Source organism: Rhizobium sp. P40RR-XXII (assembly GCF_012641405.1).
In the GTDB taxonomy this organism is placed as follows: domain Bacteria; phylum Pseudomonadota; class Alphaproteobacteria; order Rhizobiales; family Rhizobiaceae; genus Rhizobium.
Genome location: NZ_JABAII010000005.1, coordinates 1 through 20,684 on the forward strand (window position 1 = coordinate 1; position 20,684 = coordinate 20,684).

The following is a 20,684-nucleotide window of genomic DNA, read 5'->3' on the forward strand; positions in this document are numbered from 1 at the left end:
GTTCTGCTCGCGCCCACATCCTGAATATCCATGGGCCGAAATGGCCTGCCACCTCATTCCGACGGACGTTATACCCGACAAGCCTGTCGAAATAACGGTTTCCGTTAAAGCCCAGGGCTTTGATCCCCAGGCCCGCGAACGCGAAGCCATGTTGAAAAACCAAGCTATCGTAGGGCCCGATGGCCTCCGAACCTATGGCTCGCAAAATGACTTCTATCTGATGCGGCCAGACGGATATTTCGCCCGATGCCGGGATTTTCATTCTAAGAGCCAACCCTGGCTCTATTGCACTGCCACCGAACAGTTATCAGAGCAGCTCGCCATCTCGTACGATTTCAGAAGCACGACGGACTTTTTCATGACGCAGTCGGCTACCATCGCAGCCAATGCTAGAGCGATCTTCAATTCTCTAAGACCATGATTGCTGGGTGATCTTCGACAGGGATGCCATTCCTCAGCACGAGGTCATGATCTACGGGCTTCGCACGCTGCTATCTGGTGGCCGAGCGTCAAGCTGAGCAGGGAAAATGACGTCATCGGAGGCGCGATTGGGGTGGCGTCGCCTTAATCGGCTGGTTTGAATCGACTTGATAATCGGGCTGTCATGACCGAAGCCCCGCATGCTCACTTCAGACGCCACCGGTTTCCTGCTGAGATCATTGCCCATGCGGTGTGGCTGTATTATCGGTTCCCGTTGAGCCTGCGCGACGTCGAAGATCTGTTGGCTGAGCGCGGCATCACCGTCACGTTTCAGACCGTCGCGGAATGGGCGGCGAAATTCGGCTTGAAGTTCGCTCATCAGCTCCGGCGCCGCTCACGAGGCCACTTTGCCGACAAGTGGCAGCTCGATGAGATGGTGGTGACGATCAAGGGAAAGAAATACTGGCTGTGGCGCGCCGTCGATGCAAACGGTTATGTCCTCGATACCCTGCTGCAAAGCAGAAGGAACAAGGCAGCAGCGTTGCGTCTGATGCGCAAGCTGCTCAAGAACCAGGGTACCACCCCGCGGGTGCTGGTGACTGACAAGCTGCGTTCGTATTCCGCCGCAAAGGCCGAGTTGATGCCGGGCGTAGAGCATCGATCGCACAAGGGATTGAACAACCGTGCCGAAAATTCTCATCTGCCGCTACGGCGCCGAGAGCGGCGAATGATGTGCTTTAAGTCAGCGCGACAATGTCAACGTTTCGTCTCGGTCCATGGTCAGGTCGCCAACCTCTTTCAGCTCCATCGGAAACATCTCTCTGCCACCGATCATCGCCAACTCCGCACCCAGGCCATCGCCGCCTGGCGTGAAATCGCATTGTCGGTTGACGCCTGAAAAGCACCCTTCAGATCCTGGCTTCCATTAAGGCGACGCCACCGTGCCGGGACCTATCAGGCTGATCCCGTAGCTGGTCGAAGAAGCCGACATCGAGTTTGCGATGTTGGAATAAAGGATCTGGCTGGCGGTTAGGTCGTTGTTGCTGGGATCAGCGGTCGAAGCGATCAGACCGCCAACGAGACCTATGGTGCCGTTTGTGACGACATGATAGCCGCCGCCACCGGCGACAATCCCGCTTTGCTGGCTGACATTGGCATAGTCGCCGGTGATGGTACCCTTATTGTAGCCGCCGGAGACGACAGCGTCGAACCGATATTGTCGGTCGCGCTCTATCTATCCGAGCCTCCGCTCTCAACCTGATCGTCACCGCCATCATCCATTGGAATACGATCTACACTGGCCGCGTCGTCGACACGTTGGGCGAAGCTGGGCAAATCATTCCCGAGCATCTGCTTTCCAGCCTGTCGCCGCTCACATGGGAAACATGTAAATCTGACGGGCGATTATCTCTGGGAGGAAAAGCCCGCTCTCGACGAAAACGGCTTCCGGCCCATCCCGTTCTCCCTCTGATCCGCCTACCGTATATCCGTGCCCTTTTAATGTTCAGGGGCCACGATGCCTTGCGGCAAGGCAATGCCGAACTCCGGTTGGAAAATGTCCGCCTGAAGGTTGAGAACCAACAACTGCGCGACGAGATCGCGCGGCTGAAGAAACTGCCGCCGCGTCCGCCGTTTCGACCGTCGGGTATGGACAAGAAACAGATCCGGCCAGGGATAATCCCGGGGAAAATCGAACAGCCGGCAAGCTGCCCCGCGGCCATAAGCGGGACAAGAATCGGATCACTCGCACCGTGACACTGAAGGCCGACATACCCGAAGGCTCACGCTTCAAAGGGTACAAAAGCTTCTTCGTGCGTGACCTGATACTTGCCGCGGAGCTTGTCCATTATCGGCGCGAACGCTGGCTGACGCCTCAGGGCAAACTGATAACGGCTCCCTTGCCCGACGGAGTCGCCTGCGGCTTTGGTCGCAATTTGCGTCGAATCTGTCTGGCGCTACATGCACAGGGACAGTCACGACGCCCAGGCTGACCGAGATGCTGAACAGCATCGGCATCGAGATCTCGAAGCGGCAGGTCCTGCGACTGCTGACCACACATCTCGATCCGTTTATCATTGAAGATAGCGCGGTTCTGCATGCCGGGCTGGTTTCGACGCCCTTCATCACCGTCGACGACACCGGCGCCCGTCACATCAGGCGCAACGCCTACACCACCCAGATCGGTGGTGAGCGCTTTTCCATCTTCCGCACCAGCTTTTCCAAATCGCGGCTCAATTTCCTATCGATCCTGAAAGCAGGTCATCAGGACTATATCCTGAACGAGGAGGCCATAAACTGGCTGCGGACACAGGGCGCCGAGCAGGCGATCGTGGAGAAGCTCACCACCAGGTCCACCACCATCTTCGCCGACCAGGTTGCCTTCCTGGAATATTTGACCGGTAGAAGCATCGATATCTTTGATCGGCAACTGTTGCGCCTGCTTCTCGAAGCCAGCAGCTGGGGCGCGATCCGCCATCACGGCTTGCTCGGCAGCACGGTCATTGTCTCCGACGATGCTGGCCAGTTCCGCGTCGGCAATCACGCTTTGTGTTGGATCCATTGCGAACGCCTGTTGCAAAAGCTGATGCCGGCAAAGCGACGAGAGGTGCGATGCGTCGAATTGATCCGCGACCTCGTCTGGCGCTTCTACAAGGCGCTCAAGGTCTGGAAGCAAAATGTCGTTCCGCAAGCAATCCCGGCTTTCCGGCGCAGGTTCGATCGCATCTTCATCCTGCGCACCGGATATGACGCACTCGACAAGCTCCTGGTGCGCTTGTACCGACGCCGCCGGGAGCTTCTCAAGGTACTCGAGCATCCCGATATTCCGCTGCATACCAACGCTTCTGAGAACGATCTGCGGACCTTCGTCACCAAGCGAAAGATCTCCGGTGGCACCATGAGCCTTGACGGTCGTATCGCGCGCGACGTCATGCTTGGTTTATTGAAGACCTGTCAGAAGCTCGGCATCTCATCCTATACTTATCTTGGCGATCGCCTTGACCTGGACGTGGGCGGATCAAAGGTGCCGCCGTTGGCAGAATTGGTCGGGCGCCCATTCTAACTCAGCCCACTCTTAGAAGCGGAGCGCATCGGTACGCTACCCAAGAAAGGATAGTTCAAAGGCTATCGGCCGAAAGCAGACGGGCTATTTGCAAGCCCCCTCCGAACAATCGTCACAAAAGTCGCAACCCAAATGCTATAAATGTTCCCCTCGGTACACGTTGGGAGGATAGCTATGCACGGATGGAAATACCGGTCACTGGCTGTCGTATTGCCACTTATTTTCGGGTCGTCAGCCTCCTATGCGCAAGAGCCTCCGAAGGCCGATCCTGTGTTTTCAGATACCGGACCCAACCCTGAGACCTATGGCCAGCAACTTGGCTATCCGGTGGGCTGGCCCTATGATAAATTGCAAAATATGGTTGGGAACTACAGCCATCTTGATCAGTTGCCAGGAATTCGAGTCAACACGGTAGCTGCTGCCGAAAAGCCTTCTCCGCTATTACGAGCTCAAAGTGAGATCACGCTCTCTTATCCGTTCGGGGACGTCAGCACATTCGCAACCTCTACGGCCACCTTGCCTGATTATCTTGCACGCAACCCCGCAACGGGACTGCTGATAGCGCATGACCAGACAATTCTTTACGAACATTACCAATACGGTCGCACCGACCACGATCGATTTATGTCGCAGTCGATGGCCAAAACCGTTACGGCCATGCTTGGGGTCAGAACAAGAGTAGGCCGAAATCGTACGCTAAGGTCGAACGAAACCGGAACCATGCCGTAGATCGGATGCGCATCATCCGATCTCTGTGGATTGCCATCGACATGCGCCAGTTTTGATTTCTCTGTCCGGCCCGACTCGACAACCCTTCACGCAGATTGGTCGTTAATGGAGTCGGGCGATGGCAAAGCGCAAGCTTCTCAAAGATCAAGATCGCCGGAAGCTGGTCGATATCCCAGTCGACGAGGACAGCCTAATCCGCCACTATTCGTTATCGTTAGCGGATCGCCTGGAGATCGAACTGCGGAGACGTAGTCACAATCGGCTCGGCTTTGCCATTCAGCTATGTCTGATGCGATACCCGGGTCGAGTGCTGGGGGCAGAAGAAATTCCGCCTCGCGCTATGCTGGAGTATGTTGCTGATCAGATCGGCGCCGCCCCGGAAGCATTTGACCTCTATGCACGCCGTGAAGAAACCCGGCGCGATCATACGGCGCGCTTGATGGTGTATCTGGATACGAGAAGTGCGACGCTGCAAGATCGCCGCGCCGCACTATTGGCTGCAATCCAGGCGGCGACCATGTCCGACGACGGTGCTGCGATAGCCAGTTCCGTTGTCGCCGTGTTTCGTGAACGCGCAGCTCTTCTGCCCGCGATCGACACGATCGAACGGATCGGCCTTGCCGGTCGTGCCATAGCCCGGCGCCAGGCAGAAAGAACTTTGATTGAAGACATCCCACTCGACAGGCTTCAATCACTGGATAGGCTGTTAGAGGTTGACCCGTCGATCAGCCAGACGCGCTTCCATTGGCTGCGTTCCGCGCCAGAAGCGCCGGCTGCCTCGAACCTCGTCGGGCTGACCGAGCGAATAGCTTTTCTGCGGCGGCTGGAGATCGATCCGGAACTGCAGGCGCGCGTATCATCCGGACGTTGGGACCAGATGATCCGGGAGGGCAACGCAACGCCGGCCTGGCTTGCCAACGACTTCAACGCCAGCCGCCGCCACGCTCTGATCGTGGCTCAGGTCATCAAGCTTGGCCAGAAGCTCACGGACGACGCGGTGACGATGTTCATCAAGCTGATGGGCAAGTTATTCTCGCAAGCCAACAATCGAAAGAAGCAGCGACAGATGGACTGCAGAGCGAATACCGCCAAAGCGCTGCGCATGTTTCTAGATACGATCACCGCACTGCAATCCGCCAACGACTATGGTCGGAATGCATTGGATGTTCTCGACCAAAGAGTCGGCTGGGACCGGCTGCTTCGGATGAAGCCTGAGCTCGAGTCGATGGTCGACGATAATGAGGCGCCGTCGTTGATCGTAGCAGCCGAGCAATATGCGACCGTCCACAAATACGCTGGCGCGTTCCTTCTAGCCTTCACGTTCCGCTCGGCGCATCGCCACGACCCGCTTCTCGCGGCAATCGCGCTGCTGAAACGGCTTTATACCGAGAAGCGGCGGACACTCCCGGAGCGGGTGCCTGTCAGCCACCTCAGCCAAACTGATCGGCGGCTGATCTTCGAACAGGAAAAACCCGATCGCCGTCTCTACGAGATCGCGACGCTCGCTGCTTTGCGAGACCGGCTTAGATCTGCGGAGATCTGGGTCGACGGCAGCCGATCTTTCCGGCCGATTGACGAGCATCTGATGCCGCGATCGACATTCATCACGATGAAGGAAGACGATCGTCTCGGTTTGGGGGTCGAGAGCGACGGCGCGCAGTGGCTTGCCGAAGCGAGGCAGATGCTCGAGTTCAACCTGCAGCGTCTCGCGCACAGAGCACGATCCGGAAAGCTCGAAGGAGTTCGTCTTGAGGCCGGAACGTTGATCGTCACACCAACCGTCGGCGAAGTCCCCGTTGCAGCAGAGGAACTGAATGCCGAGATCAGCGACATGTATCCGTTGGTCGAAGTTCCCGACCTGTTAAGGGAAGTGCATGAATGGACCGGCTTTGCGGATCACTTCACGCATGTTCGCACCGGCGACGTCCCAAAAAATGTTTCTGCCATGCTCGCCGGTGTACTGGCCGATGCGACGAACCTTGGCCCCAAGCGAATGGCGGGCGCCTCCAAGGGGATCAGCGCTCACCAGATTAGGTGGATGCGCACATTCCACGCCCGATCGGAGACCTACCGCGCGGCTCAAGCGTGCATCACCGATGCCCACACCCAGCATCCGCATTCGCGCCTTTGGGGCAATGGCACAACGTCATCGTCCGATGGCCAATTCTTCCGTGCGAGCGACCGGGCTGCAAAGCGCGGCGACATCAACTTGCATTACGGCAGCGAGCCCGGATCGAAATTCTATAGCCATTTGTCAGATCAGTACGGCTACTTCAGCATTTTGCCCATCAGTCCGACCGAGAGTGAGGCGGCCTATGTGCTCGACGGGCTCTTCGATCAGGACACGGCCCTCGACATCCATGAGCACTTTACCGACACAGGCGGAGCCAGTGATCATATCTTCGGGCTGTTCGCCTTGATCGGAAAGCGGTTCTCACCGCGACTGCGCAATCTCAAAGACCGGAAGTTCCACACGTTCGAGAAGAGCGATGCATATCCGGCGCTGTCGAACCACATCGGGGCGCCGATCAATGCCAGCCTGATTCTCGACCATTGGGACGATCTGCTCCATCTCGCCGCGTCGATCACGACGCGGTCCGTGGTGCCGTCTACGATCCTCAAGAAACTGGCCGCATCTCCGAAGCAAAGCCATCTCGCGAGGGCGCTCCGCGAACTCGGCCGCATCGAAAGGTCGCTCTTCATGATCGAATGGTACTCAACTCCGGCACTACGGCGGAGATGCCAAGCCGGTCTCAACAAGGGCGAGGCCGCCCATAAGCTGAAACGTGCTGTGTTCTTCCACGAGCGGGGCGAGATCCGCGACCGGTCGTTCGAGAGCCAAGCGTTCCGCGCCTCTGGTCTCAACCTCGTCGTCAGTGCGATCGTCCACTGGAATACAGTCTATCTCGACCGTGCAATCACACAGCTGAAGCGAGGGCGTCGAGACATTCCGGATACTCTGTTGAAGCACATCTCGCCGCTGAGTTGGGAACACATCAACCTTACTGGCATCTACACCTGGGATGCCGAACACCAGATGTCCAACGGATTTCGATCGCTCCGTCTGCCAGCCGGGCTACGGCGGGTCGCATAAGTTCTCATTCCGTTCGCCCTTAGCGTACGATTTCGCACTGCTCTTGTTCTGGCCCCTCTCTGCTATCCACCTGCAGCCCGGAGCAACGATCCTTGCCGACAAGGCATATGACACAGATGCAATCCGTAGCTTTGCCGAACAACGCAAGTGCCGGGCGAACATCCCCGCAGATGCCAACCGCAAAAAGGCCTTCAGTTTCAGTCCGTGGGTATACCGTCAGCGAAATCAGGTGGAGCGCTTCTTCAATCGCATCAAACAGATGCGGGGATTACCGGCCCGCATCGACGTTGCAGCGGTGCGCGGCTATGAACATGCCGACGGCTGAGCGGCAGTAGGATTCTATCTCGCTATCGTCCGATCCTTTAGCCTCATCGAAGCGTGCGATAATCGCGAGATCGCAGCCCTTGAACAGTGCTGCAAATAAGCGGGCGGACTGAAAAGGATCGGGCACGTTCAGGAGCGCCTTCGAATGCAACCGGCGCAACAATCCCTCGATTTGCGCAGTGATATGGGCGGGCCCTGCTTCGTAGTGGAGCTTGCTCAATGACTTCTGGTTTGGCGTGTCGGCCATGACCATGGCCTCAACATTGCGGACTTCCGGGCGCAGAAGGGTGCGAAGCAGTGACGATCCCGCCGCCATCAGCTGATCGTCGGCTGAGCCGGCGACGCCTTCAAAAAGTTTCTGCGGAATTAACTGCTGGCAGCGTGCTGCAAAGGCCGCGCCAAACAGCGCTTCCTTGCTTTCAAAGTGCTTGTGGATGCTAAGCTTGGATATCTTCGCGCGCTGGGCGACCATATCCAATGTCGCCGCATGAAATCCCAACTCCTCAAACAGTTCGCACGCTGCATTGACGATTGTTTGGCCAAGCGCCTCGTTGGCGGGCCGACCGCGTCGGTTTTGGACATTTTCACTCATGGCAATTGCGATCCTTGACAGTATCGTTATTTAATTTTACGATACCATCCAGTATCTGAAATATGCAAGCCAATTCCAATAACCCAAGCTACGAGGCGCCATGCGACGGAGAACACTGCTGAAGCTGGCTGCGCTTTCCACCATCGGCGTCCCTAGTACTCAGGCAGCGGCCACGCCCAACTCATCGCTTTCGATCCGTAACTCGGAGTCTATCACCATGAATGACGTCATCATCATCGGCGGCAGCTTTGCTGGTTTAGCCGCCGCCCTGCAGCTTGGCCGTGCCCGCCGCAAAGTCATCGTTTTCGATACCGGCCTTCAGCGCAACCGCTTCGCTGGCCGCTCGCACGGTGTGCTCGGCCATGATGACAAGCCACCGTCCGACATCCTGGCCGAGGCTCGACAGCAACTCGCTCGCTACCCTGCGATCAAAATGGTCAATGCCCGCGCCGACAGCATCTCCGGCACCATCGATAATTTCTCCGTCCTCACTGGCGACGGTGAAACCGTCAGCGCGCGTCGCGTGGTCCTGAGCTATGGCGTTGTTGACCAAATGCCTGATGTGCGGGGTTTTGCCGAGAACTGGGGCACATCCGTCATTCCATGCCCATACTGCGATGGCTTCGAAGTTGCCGACCAGCATTGGGGACTCGTCTGGTCTGGCCCGCAGTCGATAAATCAGGTCAGGCTGTTTCACGATTGGACAGACAGATTGACCGTCTTCGGCAATGGTCACGATATTGCCGCCGATACGCGAGCCGATCTGGCGGCCCGCCATGCCCCTCTCGTTGATGGACGGATCACCGAAATAGTACGGCACGGGAGCCATGGCGCCACTATCAAGCTCGATACGGGAGCCGAGGGCGCGGTCGACATCCTGTTCGCGCATCCCCGCAACAAGCCGTCCGCAAGCCTGCATGACGCACTGGGCCTCGCCACGGTCAATACGCCAACCGGCATCGCGCTTAAGACCGATGAGCGCCGCGAGACAAGCATGCCAGGCATCTACGCTGCTGGTGACCTTGCCAATCCTGGCATCCCTTCGGTTACCACGGCGATATGGCAAGGCGCGAGCGCGGGTATCTTCGCTCAACAGTCGATGCTCACTTGAGTCCAAGCAGCATTGATCTTCCTAGCTCAATTTTGCGACAGACAGGAGCGCCGCCATGGCCGCCGCAAAACCATTCATACCTCTCGACGAGAAATTCCCGTTTGACCGCCAACTCGGCATCGCGGCCGCGCCTCTCGTGCTCATCAACCTCTTCACAGTCGTCGATCGTGCAGATGAAGCGGGCTTCCTGGATGCTTTCAAGGCGGCTGCCGAGGTCGTATCGAAGGCGCCGGGCTTCATTTCCATGCAACTGCATCGAGCGATCGGCGATAGCCCGACTTACCTGAACTATGTGATGTGGGAATCCACCGAGGCGGTCCGCGCAGCCTTCACTGATCCCGAGTTCCTCGCGAAACTTCCAGGATATCCGTCATCGGTCGAAGCAAGACCGCACCTGTTCCAAAAGGTCGCCGTCCCCGGTTTTTGTCCGGCCTGACCCGGGGCACATGCTCGGGGCGACGGCGGGTATTGGGGCCCAGCAGTCGATGCTGGTTTGAGAGGATGAGCATGGCAGTCAAACCGGACAGCGCTGGTGTGCGCTTCCCCCCGCCCCTGATCTATCTGGGAGCGCTGCTGTTTGGGCTGGCGGCGGAGCGGTTCGTCGCCCTGCGCTCTTTCGGCATCGACTGGCGGTTGCTGTTCGCGACGGGCGCGCTGCTGTTCGTTGCCGGCGCAGCAATGATGCTTGCGGCAGCGGGGCTGTTCCGGCGGTTAGGCACCAACGCGCCACCGTCTCGTCCAACGACCAAGAGCGCGACGACAGGACCCTATCGGTGGACCCGCAATCCCATGTATCTCGCCATGGCGGTTATCTACGCCGGCCTTGCGATCGGCTTCGACGGGCCAGTTGCCTTCGCCCTATTGCCCATGGTGCTGATCGTAATCCAGACCCAGGTAATCGCCCGCGAAGAACGCTATCTGGAAACAAAATTCGGCGAAGAGTACCGGAGCTATAAGGCCAGGGTTCGCCGCCGGTTCTGACTATTCCCTGCTACGGCACCGAAGCCAGTGTTGGCATCCTTCATGCGGCCGCTCTTCGGGATGCATGGCATACATGAACTTGGCTAACGTCGGATTGACTTGCCAGACAGCGCCTTCACTCGCCGCGGGGCGGTGATCCCACTCGCAACAGGCAACAAATCGTTGACAAGCTGGGCTGTTCCCATGGATGGCATCAACGCCGTGATCGCTATTGGCGCGAAGCCGCCGAAGCCTTCGCCTTGACAGGATGCGAACCAGTGACCACAGTTTTCAAAACTGAATATCAATGAAAATTTCTGCTCTTCACCTTCAACGTATCGATGTGAAGATCGGGTGTGAACATATCCCGTGGAACGACCGGCTTCGGCCTGTCGCGTGAATCCGGCACGCCGCCGCCATGGGCAAATTCATCGCCTCTCCCGGTCGGCAGCCTGAAGTCCGTATCACGATCAGCAAGCCCGACCAGGTCACCGGAAAGGTCGAACAACTGCTGTGCGACGAGATGCACGACCTCCCCTTCCCGCTGGATGCGCCCATTGATCGCCATCATCGATGATCCCAGCACCACGCGCCTGCGTTTCTCAAACAATGTGGGCCAGACAACGATATTTGCCGGCCCCGTCTCGTCCTCGATGGTGATGAACATCACTCCCTTGGCCGATCCTGGTTTTTGCCGAACTAACACGAGGCCGGCCGTGTAAACCCACCGCCCATCCCGGGCATTCATCGCCTCACCACAGGGAATGATGTTTCGTGCCGACAGGTCCTTGCGCAGAAACGCGACCGGATGTTGCCGCAAAGTCAGTCCGGTATGGCTGTAGTCCTCAATGACGTTGTGGCCGTCGGTCATTTGCCGAAGAGCCACCTTCGGCTCCTGCTGCTCGGCAATGGCCGCCATCTCGCGTTCGGCCGCGGCGGCAAATAAGGGCAAGGGCTCGTCGCGCAGCGCCTTGATCGCCCAAAGCGCATCGCGCCGCTCAAGTTTGAGCGAGGGCAGAAACGCATCGGCCTCCGCGAGCTGGACAAGCGCTTCCGTCGGCACACCGGACCGGCGCCACATGTCGTCGACAGAGGCGAACGGGCTGTTCATGCGCGCTGCGACAATCCGCGCCGCATCGGCGACTGCCAGTCCCCTCACCTGCCGAAACCCCAGCCGGACCGCATGCCGATCGGCGCTGCCAATCCTTTCTAGCGTGCAGTCCCAGCGCGAACGGTTGACGCAGACCGGTCGCACCTCGACTTCATGCTTGATCGCATCCCCGACGATCTGGGCGGGGGCATAGAAGCCCATTGGCTGGCTGTTCAAAAGCGCTGCACAAAAGACATCCGGATAATGGCACTTGATGTAGTTCGAGGCGTAGGCGATCAGCGCGAAGGAGGCCGCATGGCTTTCCGGGAAGCCGTAGGAGCCGAAGCCTTCGAGTTGCGAAAAGGTCTTCTCTGCGAATTCCGGCGTGTAGCCGTTCTTGACCATTCCCGACACCAGCTTGTCCTTGAACCTCGAGACGCCGCCGGTAAATTTGAAGGTTGCCATCGACTTGCGCAGCTGATCGGCCTCGCCGCCGGTAAAGCCGGCGCAGACCATCGCCACCCGCATCGCCGACTCCTGGAACAAGGGTACACCGAGCGTCTTGCCGAGCACGGCTTCCAATTCGGGCGTCGGGTACTCGACAGCCTCCTTGCCTTCCCGCCGGCGAAGATAGGGATGCACCATGTCACCCTGGATAGGTCCAGGCCGGACGATCGCAACCTGCACAACAAGGTCGTAAAATGTGCGCGGCTTCAGGCGCGGCAGCATCGCCATCTGGGCTCGGCTTTCGATCTGGAAGGTGCCGAGCGTATCGGCCTTACGGATCATCGCATAGGTCGCGGGGTCCTCCTGCTCGATTTTCGACAGGTCGAGATCGCGGTCCTTGTGATCGCGGATCAGATCGAAGGCCTTGGCCATGCAGGTCAGCATGCCGAGCGCCAGGATGTCCACCTTCATGAACTTCAGAGCTTCGACGTCGTCCTTGTCCCAATCGATGATCTGCCGATCCTTCATCGTCGCCGGTTCGATCGGCACCAGATCGTCGAGCCGATCATGGGTGAGGACAAAGCCGCCGGGATGCTGGCCCAGGTGCCGCGGGGCGCCCATCAGCTGCTGCGCCAGTTTGAGGGTTAGCACCAGACGGCGGTCGTCGGGATTGAGGTTGAGCTCGCGGATATTGCGGTCTGGAACCTCTTCCGACCACGACCACATGCCGGACGACAAGGCCTTGATCACGTCCTCCGGCAGGCCGAGTGCCTTACCAACGTCGCGGATCGCGCCGCGAGCTCGATAGCGGGTCACGGTGGCGCAGAGTGCCGCCTTTTCCCGGCTGTAGGTCTGGTAGATCCACTGGATCACCTCCTCTCGTCGCTCGTGCTCGAAATCGACGTCGATATCCGGCGGCTCGTCGCGCTCCTGGCTGACAAATCGTTCGAACAGAAGATCGTTGGTCGAGGGATCGATGCTGGTGATGCCGAGAATGTAGCACACGGCGCTGTTGGCCGCAGACCCCCTGCCCTGGCAGAGAATGCCTTGCGAGCGCGCATAGCGCACGATCGAGAAGACCGTGAGAAAATAGGGGGCGTATTTCATGGTGCGGATGAGATCGAGCTCGTGGCGCACGGTCTTCAGAACATCTGGCGGCAGACCTTCGGGATAGCGGTCCGGCACGCATTCCCAGACATAATGCTCGAGCGACGCCTGGGCATCCTTGCCCGGCACGATCGCCTCCTCTGGATATTGGTAGGTCAACTCTTCAAGCGAGAATTTGCACCGACGGACGATCTCCATCGTCCGGGCAAGCGCCTCCGGGTAGCGCGGAAACAGCCGCTCCATTTCTTCCGGCGGCTTCAGGTATCGGTCGGCATGACGCTCGCGCTCGAAACCGACCTCGTCGATCGTCGTGCGGGTGCGGATGCAGGTGACGATGTCCTGCAGCTGCCGCCGGCCCGGCTCATGGAAGAGGACATCATTGGTGACCACCGTCTTCACCCTGAACCGGGCAGCGAGGTTGGAGATCTCATGCAGCCGCATCTGGTCGTTCTGCCGACGCCGAAGGCATAGCGACACATAGGCTCGGTCGCCAAACACCTCGCCCATCTTGCGCAGCTGGATCGCACAGAGGTCATCGGGCAGATCCGGGACCAGGATCCCGATCATGCCCTCGGCATAGGCGATGACGTCGTCCCAGTGCAGGATGCAGTTGTTCTTGCCGCCGCGGGACTTGCCAAGCGTGATCAGACGCGTGAGCCTGGAATAGGCGGCTCGGTCTGTCGGGTAAACCAGCAACGACATGCCATCAGCCAGATCGAGCCGGCAACCGACGACGAGGCGCAATCCGGTGGCGCGCGATGCCTCAAGCGCCCGCACAATCCCGGCCAGTGAGTTGCGATCGACGATGCCGAGGGCTTCGATGCCGAGCGTCTTGGCGGTTTCGAACAATTCCTGCGCCGAGCTTGCACCGCGAAGGAAGGAAAAATGGGTGGTGACCTGCAGCTCGGCGTAGCTCATGCGAAGATCCCATGGCAGAACCAGCGGTGGGACCCGGTTTCCGGATCGATGCCGTCACCGGAGCGAAAGACCCAGAGACGTTCGCCAGCCTCGTCTTCGATGACGAAGTAGTCCCGCACCGCCTCCATCTCGGCGTCGCGCTGCCACCACTCCCCAAAAATGCGCTCAGGGCCATCAGCCCGTTTGACCTTGCGGCGCTTGCCACGCCAGGTGATCGAGACGGGCGGCCGGTCCGGCAGCAAGGCGATCGCCTCGATCAACTCCGGACGGGCCAGCAGGCGGACTGGCCGGCGCCAATGGCTGACCCAGCTGACGTCGACCGGATCGGCCACGGCGCTGATCCGCTGGACAGAGCGCTCGGGCACATCAGAGGCAACAGGCGCCACCCGATAGACCCGCTGACCGCGGTTGCCATAGATATCGATCAGCGGCGTGACGTCGGTGACCTCCTCCTCGACCAGCGACGAGGAATTCTGGCGCTCCTCCAGCGGCTCGGCCATGACCGCAACCAAGGTCAGCTTCTCGATGCCGAAGCCGGGCTCGATCTTTTCCGTGCGGTCGCGGAAGAGTTTTGTCAGCCAGGCGACGTCGCGCACCGGCTTCACCGTCCCGGCGCGGATCGCCTGCCTGCTGCCATCGACCTTCTCGACGATCAGGTCAGCGCGTCGAACGCCGAGGCCACGCCTTTGCAGCTCCTCGATCAGTTGCACGACCAGCCGGCCGACATATTTGTTGATCGTCTCGGCTGCCCCGATCGGTTCTGCAAAGGCTCTGGAGACCTCGACGAGCTCGGCGGTACGGATCGGATCGATCGGCTCCGACAATCGGCCGAATGTCTGGTCGAGCCGCCGGCCGATTTCCGGACCGAAACGTAGCGTCAGCGGCGCGCGCGGCGTATTGGCCAATTCTCCGATCGTCTGGAAACCGAGCGTGCGCAGATCGCTGACGACCTTTCCCGGAAGACGCAACAGCGATAACGGCAGCTTCTCGACAGCGCGGACGGATTCACCGATCGGCACGATGACCGTCTCGCGGCTGATGGCACGGGCACAGGCGTGTGCCGCGCCCCAAGTGTCGGCGACTGCAACGCGGGCGGTAAGCTTTTTTGCCAGGAACTGGTTGGCGATCCTCGTCACCATCGGCAGCTCGCCCCCCTGCAGGTGATCGGCACCCTCTGTGTCCATGACAATGCCGTCGATCCCATCGACTGCGACGATCGGAGAGTAGAGCGTCAGCGCCCAGAGCGTGATGCGCTCGAGTGCTGCGGCATCCGCTGCCGGATCCGCATCGACTAGCATCAGGCCACGGAACAGCGCCTGCGCTTTGGCAGCTGGCATGCCGACATGCACGCCGGCTTTTCTGGCGGCCGCGTCGGCCGCCGACACCCAGCGTTTCGAACCGCTCCTGGCGATCACGGCGATCGCCTGTTCAGGCGAAATCGAGGGATCGGCGCGACGAATGCGATCCGTCGGAAGATCCGGAAGATAGATCGAGACGACCCTTGTCATCGCACGCCCTCACGAGAAACTCAGCACATTCACCCGCTTTCACGCGCATCAATTCCAGCAACCATTGCGCCCTGCCGACACCCGGTACTGGCAACTCCTCCGATGGCATGACGCTGACCCGCCACCGTGTGGTCGAAGCCGTCGGCTGCCCGAAATCGTTCGCCTCCGTCTGCCGTCGCCATCGTCGGACGGCGAGCGCCATCGTCCCTGTTTTCTCGGCCGCCAGCTGCAGCCGGCGAGAGCTGACCATCGGCAGGCGAACGAGTTCACCGACCACCGCGCCGAGCCCGCCGAAGGAGAGCCCTTCTTCCATATTGGCGAGCACGTCTTCCTCCTTGTCGGACTCGACGAAGATCACCCGGTCAGGATGGAGACCGACCTCAGCGAGTGCTGGAAAAAACAGGTCCGGCCGCGTCAGGCACCAGACCACGGGACCTTTGGTGCGGGCCGCAATTCCCGCTGCGCATAGCGCTGCCGCCGCCCCGTCGACGGTCCCGGCTCCGCCACCTGCAAATTCGTGCAACGCGCCGAAGGCCAGACCACCTCCCGGAAGGACTGCATCGATTTCCGGCACGCCGAAGGCAAGACAGCCAGCCTTTTTGGCTGACACGCCCTCCAGCGAGGCGATGCGCTCGCGCAGAGCGGAAATCACATTGGAAACCCCGTAGGCACGGGCAGCAGTCATCGTTCACGGCTCCCTTCAAGGTCGTGTTGGCGGCCGACATCATGTCGATCAAATGCAGATGTTCTGTATCTGTTCCCGAACATTGAAAGAGTCAAGCAACCGGAAGAATGGGAATATTATCCTGAACATTAGGAATCGGAAGAATAGCCAGCGAAATCAGGCCCGTACCGCAACTGGAATTTTTTTCCGGGCGTCTCCGAGCGCTACTCCCTTTGTGTGAATTGCGGGGACAAGTTGCCAACGTCACAGTGTCTTTAAGATTTTTCTGCTGAACTGGGGCGATGAAGAAGCCTCCGAGATCAAAACCCCTCCTTCGTGACGCCGAGGCTCCGATCCGCTCAAAGCCGCGCGTGAAGCGAAATCCCGCCCAGCCGCAGCTTCCTTTCGATCCGATGCCTGACCGCGTCGAGCCGGCGCTGGCGCAACTGAAGTCTCATCCCCCAAAGGGAAACGAATGGAGCTGGGAGCTGAAGTGGGATGGCTATCGCCTTGCTGTGCATATCGAAGTGCAGGGGATCCGGGTCCTTACTCGTGGCGGCCATGATTGGACGCACCGCTTTCCAGCAATCGTGGAGGCAGCCCGCGCGCTCGGACCGGCGACGATGATCATCGATGGCGAAGCCGTTGTGCTCGACGAAGAAGGGCGGCCGGATTTTGGGCTGTTGCAGCAATCGCTCGGCGCATCCGGCAAACAAGCTGGCAACCGTGCCTCCGACGCCGTCCTTTATGCTTTCGATCTTATCTATCTCGACGGACACGACCTGCGCGGAGTCGAATTTCGATCGCGCCGGCATCTCCTCGCGGACACGTTGAACGGAAAAGATGGCGCTATCAGGCTGTCGGAGACACTTGAGGCCGAGCCAGCCCTCCTGCTTGAGCATGTCTGCCGTCTCGGCTTGGAAGGTATCGTTGGCAAGCACCTCGATCGGCCCTATCGCTCCGGCCGGACGGGCGATTGGGTGAAGGTCAAATGCGTGCAGAGCGAGGCCTTCTTCGTTGTCGGTTATGAGATGTCGTCGGGGTTCCCGGCTGGTTTCGGCTCGTTGGTACTCGGCGCCTTTCGCGGAGCCGATCTCGTCCATGTTGGGAGCGTCGGCACGGGCTTCAAGGAAGCGGAGGCTATCCGGCTGCGGAAGATGCTGGACAAGCTGCGCTGGAAGCGGACGCAACCGCCGCTGCCCTATTCCGGAAATGCCGATATTGTCTGGGCCGAACCGACCCTGATCGCCGAGATCGAGTTTCGCGCCTGGACGGCGGACGGCAAACTTCGACATCCGTCCTACAAGGGTTTGCGAGAACGCCAGGACAATGCCGACGTCTTTCGGCTCGACTAGCGAAATCAGCGCTATGCGCTAGATTGTCGTCCATTCGAGCTCGGCGGAGTAGCTATCTGGCATGTGCAACCTTTACCGCATGGAAGACAAGGACTGGGTCGCGAAATGGGCGCAGGACGCTGAAAGCCTGATCAACCTGATGCCGGCCTACCAGATGAACCCGGATCAGATGGGGCCAATCGTCCGGAACACGGCAGAAGGCAAGAAACAGCTCGTGCATGCGCGCTGGGGTCTGCCATCGCCGCGCTTCGCACTCGAGAAGGCCGCCAAAGCCAAAGCCGAGAAGCTCCAGGCCAAGGGCAAGCCTTTCGATCTCGAAGAACTGATCCGCATGGAGGCTGACCGCGGTACGACTAACGTTCGCAAGCTCAATTTTCCGCACTGGAAACGCTGGTTCGGTGTCGAAAATAGATGCCTCGTCCCGGTCACCAGCTTCGCCGAACCGGATCCAGCGAGCAAGCAAGAAGGTGGCAACGTCCCCAATGCCTGGTTTGCGCGCGATGAGGAAAAGTCGCTAATGTTTTTTGCGGGCATTCATGTGCCGCAATGGCAGAGCGTCCGAAAAGTCCGGGACGGGCTCACGACCGACGATCTCTATGGTTTCCTGACTACCGATCCCAACGAACTGGTGAAGCCGATCCATGAGAAGGCCATGCCGGTCCTGTTGCTGTCGAAGGAAGAGACCGACATCTGGATGCGGGCGCCCTGGGATGAGGCCAAGGATCTGGCCCGCCCGTCGCAAATTGACGCGCTGATTATCTCGTCGCGCGAACCGTACGGGTCCACGATCGTCTCGACATCCGGAGAGCCGGTGGAACAGGGCAGTCTGCTGTAACGCCCGAACTCAAGCTTGATTGTATCGGAAAACGAAAAAGCCTGCCGCGGGAGGAGGTGCGGCAGGCTTTTCGAAAGAATTGAACAACGGCTGGGAGGAGGAGTGCCGCTGTTCCATCAGGCGCCCTTTGGGAGGAGGAGTGGGTCGCCTGAAACACGAAGCTTTGCGGGAGGAGGTGCATTGCTTCGTTGATCTCAAGATACCAAAGGCTGCCTCGACCGCCAGCGCTCAAATCGCAGTGCAGCCATGCATATGTTGCAATGCAGCATGAAAACTTTGCTTATTTTTCGGTCATTGTCGTCGAGCCGCAGCGTTCTCGGGTGCTGGGCTCGAAACCGAGAACGAACTCGATCACCTTGGCGGATGACATTTCGCACGGCTTCAGCATCGGCCCCGACCCAATCAATTGATAGAGGTTGAAGCTGACGATATCTGTTCCGCCAAGCTCCTCGCCATAGAGCCAGGTCCGTTTGAGATCCTGCGACCGCTTGACGGTCACGCCCCATGCTCGACCGCCAAAATTTCCGTCAACATAGCCGTCGAGTAGTCTGGCAAGCGCGGCTTCAAATGAGGCAGGAACAGAAGGAGGCGCTTCTCGGCAGGAGGTCAGGGCGCCAGGCATTCGTCGCAAATCCCACAGCCATCGTCATCCATGCTCGATGCCGGGCGCAACTTTTGACAGCAGGGACAGGTTGTTGCGTCCGAAGCGCACGTCCCTTCTCGTTCCGGCGGAAGAATTTCGATACAGACTTCCAACAACATATCGGCCGCGCTTTGATGCATGGCGATGCTCCTGTTCAGACCCATACCAGAGATAGTGAGCATCGACGGCTGCACAAGTCGGGTTGCTGTCAGGAGCGAGCCGATCCAAACAATAACGTCGAGCGGCCTTCTTGACGATCTTCTTCCGACCTTGTTCATTCCTGCCATGTTCACGCCCTCAAACGCCGTCCAAATCAGAGTTTCCATCGACGAGATCGAGCCGGACGTTTGGCGCCGGCTGGTGCTGCCGGTTCATTGGAACCTCGAGCATTTGCATCTCGGAATTCAGGCCGCCTTCAACTGGTGGAACTATCATCTCTACGAGTTTCGAATTGGTGGTCTGCGCTATGGCGACGTCGCGACCCTGACAGAGGATGCGACCGACGACGATCCTCGCGTCTTCGATCAGACAGAGGTTCGCTTGCTGGACTTCGAACAAGGTTCGGTCTTTGGCTACCACTACGATTTCGGGGATGGCTGGCGGCATACGGTTGAGGTGGACGAGTTCCTGACGCTCGCGTCAACACCCCAAAACGGTAGCTGCATCGCCGGCGAAAGGGCGCGACCGCCGGAAGATGTTGGTGGTGTGTCAGGTTATGAGCGGTTCCTGGAGATCATCGCCGATCGGGAGGATCCAGAATATGCCGAGACCATTCGTTGGTGCGGTGGCTACTTTGACCCGGAATGGTTCGACCTGGCGGTGGTGGACAAGGATGTGCGCAACGCTCTGCGCTCAAACGTCAAACGGCGTCTGTATCAACCGAAACAGAAAGTCTTACCTAAGAAATGAGTTGAGTGAGGGTTCGAGGTCGAACAAGTTGAAAGGGTCTGAGGCGAAACCCCATAGCTTAACGGACCCTCCATGCCTGAAGAGGCCGTCGACCGGCCATGAAAGACGATCCATTCTGGGTCCGTTATCGGACTGACCGGTATCGGCGGGGAATTCGAGAAAGCCGACATCCAAGCACGCACTCCATGCCGCATTTCGCGCAGGTTCCATCGAATACTGCGGTAGAAGTGCAAATCAGCGAGAGCCCTCTTTGATGCGCCTTACTTGGTGGACTTGCTAGGTTTGAGGGACGGTGTATTCCCTGGTGTGCTTTTGTTATCACGGCGGCGCTGATCCGGTTTCCCTGTGGATTTCGCTATCGGCTTTGGTCCTGGTTTAAGTGCCATGAATGCTCTCCTTTCTTGATTTACGAAAATAAGCCTGCGTGCAGCTTATGACGGGGACTCAGGACACAGCAATACTATGTAACAGTCCACACTAGTTCTGGCTGAAGTCAAGGCCCAATGGATATTCATACAGTAGCAACACCCCACGAAAATCGGCCACCAGGCCGGAAGCACTTTGCCTCACTGTCCCTGTCAGCGGCGGTGAGGGCGACGGGTTATTCCGTATGGACGAAGTTTCTGAGCGCCTGCTGTCGGCCAGGATTGGCGTCAGCCTCGGCCGGTGACGTTGGTTGAGGTGCTACCGTCTGTTTCAGGAGCAAAGCCTGCTCCCTGCGCTGTCCTTCACAACCAGGGTGGCAACCGACCGGCGGCTCCCCGCCCTTCCTGATCCTTCGCGTCGGCGCGTGCGAACAACGGCTTTCAGGACGGTTCGGGAACCGCATGAACGATCGATTTGAAGGCGCTAAGCCGTCGTTGAGCGAGAACCCTAGAGGGCGTCGAAGCAGATGCTGGAGCAGCATCTTCGCCTTG

General features: G+C 59.1%; 15 protein-coding genes and 3 pseudogenes. 13 read left to right on the forward strand and 5 right to left on the reverse strand.

What is annotated here, in order from left to right; translation table 11 throughout:
* The 7 genes and pseudogenes from HGP16_RS11200 to HGP16_RS33935 all read left to right on the forward strand — a co-directional run.
* Positions 1-421, forward strand: a pseudogene (locus HGP16_RS11200) (hypothetical protein); the annotation flags it as partial.
* 183 nt (positions 422-604) lie between these two features.
* The gene (locus HGP16_RS11205) at positions 605-1,318 is read left to right on the forward strand and encodes an IS6 family transposase (protein WP_168840090.1); all 714 of its coding nucleotides are present in this window, start codon (positions 605-607) and stop codon (positions 1,316-1,318) included.
* Positions 1,319-1,611: 293 nt separating this feature from the next.
* Positions 1,612-1,891, forward strand: a pseudogene (locus HGP16_RS11210) (Tn3 family transposase); the annotation flags it as partial.
* 525 nt (positions 1,892-2,416) lie between these two features.
* The gene (locus HGP16_RS11215) at positions 2,417-3,481 is read left to right on the forward strand and encodes a transposase (RefSeq protein ID WP_246705513.1); all 1,065 of its coding nucleotides are present in this window, start codon (positions 2,417-2,419) and stop codon (positions 3,479-3,481) included.
* Between the two features lie 174 nt (positions 3,482-3,655).
* Positions 3,656-4,210 (forward strand): hypothetical protein, encoded by a 555-nt coding sequence (locus HGP16_RS11220; protein ID WP_168840091.1) that lies wholly within the window; start codon positions 3,656-3,658, stop codon positions 4,208-4,210.
* Between the two features lie 118 nt (positions 4,211-4,328).
* On the forward strand, positions 4,329-7,304 hold the full coding sequence (locus tag HGP16_RS11225; RefSeq protein WP_168840092.1) for a Tn3 family transposase: 2,976 nt from the start codon (positions 4,329-4,331) through the stop codon (positions 7,302-7,304).
* A gap of 79 nt (positions 7,305-7,383) precedes the next feature.
* Positions 7,384-7,590: pseudogene (locus HGP16_RS33935) on the forward strand (transposase); the annotation flags it as partial.
* Here the strand turns inward: HGP16_RS33935 and HGP16_RS11235 are convergent.
* The gene (locus tag HGP16_RS11235) at positions 7,573-8,220 is read right to left on the reverse strand and encodes a TetR/AcrR family transcriptional regulator (protein ID WP_168840094.1); all 648 of its coding nucleotides are present in this window, start codon (positions 8,218-8,220) and stop codon (positions 7,573-7,575) included. The pseudogene HGP16_RS33935 and the gene HGP16_RS11235 overlap by 18 nt on opposite strands.
* Before the next feature lie 217 nt (positions 8,221-8,437).
* Here HGP16_RS11235 and HGP16_RS11240 point away from each other — a divergent pair, with 217 nt between their 5' ends.
* The 3 genes from HGP16_RS11240 (at position 8,438) to HGP16_RS11250 (ending at position 10,312) form a co-directional block, all read left to right on the forward strand.
* Positions 8,438-9,331, forward strand: a complete 894-nt coding sequence (locus HGP16_RS11240) for an NAD(P)/FAD-dependent oxidoreductase (protein ID WP_205927508.1) — start codon at positions 8,438-8,440, stop codon at positions 9,329-9,331.
* A gap of 55 nt (positions 9,332-9,386) precedes the next feature.
* A complete protein-coding gene (locus HGP16_RS11245) occupies positions 9,387-9,767 on the forward strand; it encodes an antibiotic biosynthesis monooxygenase (RefSeq protein WP_168840096.1) in 381 nt (126 codons plus the stop codon).
* Positions 9,768-9,838: 71 nt separating this feature from the next.
* Positions 9,839-10,312, forward strand: coding sequence for a methyltransferase family protein (locus HGP16_RS11250; RefSeq protein WP_168840097.1), 474 nt, complete (start codon positions 9,839-9,841; stop codon positions 10,310-10,312).
* 283 nt (positions 10,313-10,595) lie between these two features.
* Here HGP16_RS11250 and HGP16_RS11255 read toward each other — a convergent pair whose 3' ends face one another.
* The 3 genes from HGP16_RS11255 to HGP16_RS11265 are packed head-to-tail and all read right to left on the reverse strand — an operon-like array spanning position 10,596 to position 16,046.
* Positions 10,596-13,853 carry an error-prone DNA polymerase gene (locus HGP16_RS11255; RefSeq protein ID WP_168840098.1) on the reverse strand — a complete coding sequence of 1,086 codons (3,258 nt, stop codon included), beginning with the start codon at positions 13,851-13,853 and terminating at the stop codon, positions 10,596-10,598.
* Positions 13,850-15,361, reverse strand: a complete 1,512-nt coding sequence (locus HGP16_RS11260) for a Y-family DNA polymerase (protein ID WP_168840099.1) — start codon at positions 15,359-15,361, stop codon at positions 13,850-13,852. The genes HGP16_RS11255 and HGP16_RS11260 overlap by 4 nt, the downstream gene beginning before the upstream one ends.
* Positions 15,282-16,046: an ImuA family protein gene (locus HGP16_RS11265; protein ID WP_168840100.1), complete on the reverse strand. Its 765-nt coding sequence runs from the start codon at positions 16,044-16,046 to the stop codon at positions 15,282-15,284. Before HGP16_RS11265 ends, HGP16_RS11260 begins: the two co-directional genes overlap by 80 nt.
* Before the next feature lie 281 nt (positions 16,047-16,327).
* Here HGP16_RS11265 and ligD point away from each other — a divergent pair, with 281 nt between their 5' ends.
* Positions 16,328-17,380, forward strand: a complete 1,053-nt coding sequence (gene ligD, locus HGP16_RS11270; protein ID WP_168840101.1) for a non-homologous end-joining DNA ligase — start codon at positions 16,328-16,330, stop codon at positions 17,378-17,380.
* A 61-nt stretch (positions 17,381-17,441) separates the two neighbouring features.
* Positions 17,442-18,215: an SOS response-associated peptidase family protein gene (locus tag HGP16_RS11275; protein WP_168840102.1), complete on the forward strand. Its 774-nt coding sequence runs from the start codon at positions 17,442-17,444 to the stop codon at positions 18,213-18,215.
* Between the two features lie 280 nt (positions 18,216-18,495).
* On the opposite strand, the gene HGP16_RS11280 is transcribed toward HGP16_RS11275, so the two are convergent.
* Positions 18,496-18,837 carry a hypothetical protein gene (locus HGP16_RS11280; protein WP_168840103.1) on the reverse strand — a complete coding sequence of 114 codons (342 nt, stop codon included), beginning with the start codon at positions 18,835-18,837 and terminating at the stop codon, positions 18,496-18,498.
* Positions 18,838-19,143: 306 nt separating this feature from the next.
* On the opposite strand from HGP16_RS11280, the gene HGP16_RS11285 reads away from it, so the two are divergent.
* Positions 19,144-19,767 (forward strand): plasmid pRiA4b ORF-3 family protein, encoded by a 624-nt coding sequence (locus tag HGP16_RS11285; RefSeq protein WP_168840416.1) that lies wholly within the window; start codon positions 19,144-19,146, stop codon positions 19,765-19,767.
* Positions 19,768-20,684 lie beyond the last annotated feature (917 nt).

Coding starts and splice junctions, on each gene's coding strand:
- HGP16_RS11205 (WP_168840090.1), top strand. CDS start 605: ATGACCGAAGCCCCGCATGCTCACTTCAGACGCCACCGGTTTCCTGCT.
- HGP16_RS11215 (WP_246705513.1), top strand. CDS start 2,417: ATGCTGAACAGCATCGGCATCGAGATCTCGAAGCGGCAGGTCCTGCGA.
- HGP16_RS11220 (WP_168840091.1), top strand. CDS start 3,656: ATGCACGGATGGAAATACCGGTCACTGGCTGTCGTATTGCCACTTATT.
- HGP16_RS11225 (WP_168840092.1), top strand. CDS start 4,329: ATGGCAAAGCGCAAGCTTCTCAAAGATCAAGATCGCCGGAAGCTGGTC.
- HGP16_RS11235 (WP_168840094.1), bottom strand. CDS start 8,220: ATGAGTGAAAATGTCCAAAACCGACGCGGTCGGCCCGCCAACGAGGCG.
- HGP16_RS11240 (WP_205927508.1), top strand. CDS start 8,438: ATGAATGACGTCATCATCATCGGCGGCAGCTTTGCTGGTTTAGCCGCC.
- HGP16_RS11245 (WP_168840096.1), top strand. CDS start 9,387: ATGGCCGCCGCAAAACCATTCATACCTCTCGACGAGAAATTCCCGTTT.
- HGP16_RS11250 (WP_168840097.1), top strand. CDS start 9,839: ATGGCAGTCAAACCGGACAGCGCTGGTGTGCGCTTCCCCCCGCCCCTG.
- HGP16_RS11255 (WP_168840098.1), bottom strand. CDS start 13,853: ATGAGCTACGCCGAGCTGCAGGTCACCACCCATTTTTCCTTCCTTCGC.
- HGP16_RS11260 (WP_168840099.1), bottom strand. CDS start 15,361: ATGACAAGGGTCGTCTCGATCTATCTTCCGGATCTTCCGACGGATCGC.
- HGP16_RS11265 (WP_168840100.1), bottom strand. CDS start 16,046: ATGACTGCTGCCCGTGCCTACGGGGTTTCCAATGTGATTTCCGCTCTG.
- ligD (WP_168840101.1), top strand. CDS start 16,328: ATGAAGAAGCCTCCGAGATCAAAACCCCTCCTTCGTGACGCCGAGGCT.
- HGP16_RS11275 (WP_168840102.1), top strand. CDS start 17,442: ATGTGCAACCTTTACCGCATGGAAGACAAGGACTGGGTCGCGAAATGG.
- HGP16_RS11280 (WP_168840103.1), bottom strand. CDS start 18,837: ATGCCTGGCGCCCTGACCTCCTGCCGAGAAGCGCCTCCTTCTGTTCCT.
- HGP16_RS11285 (WP_168840416.1), top strand. CDS start 19,144: ATGTTCACGCCCTCAAACGCCGTCCAAATCAGAGTTTCCATCGACGAG.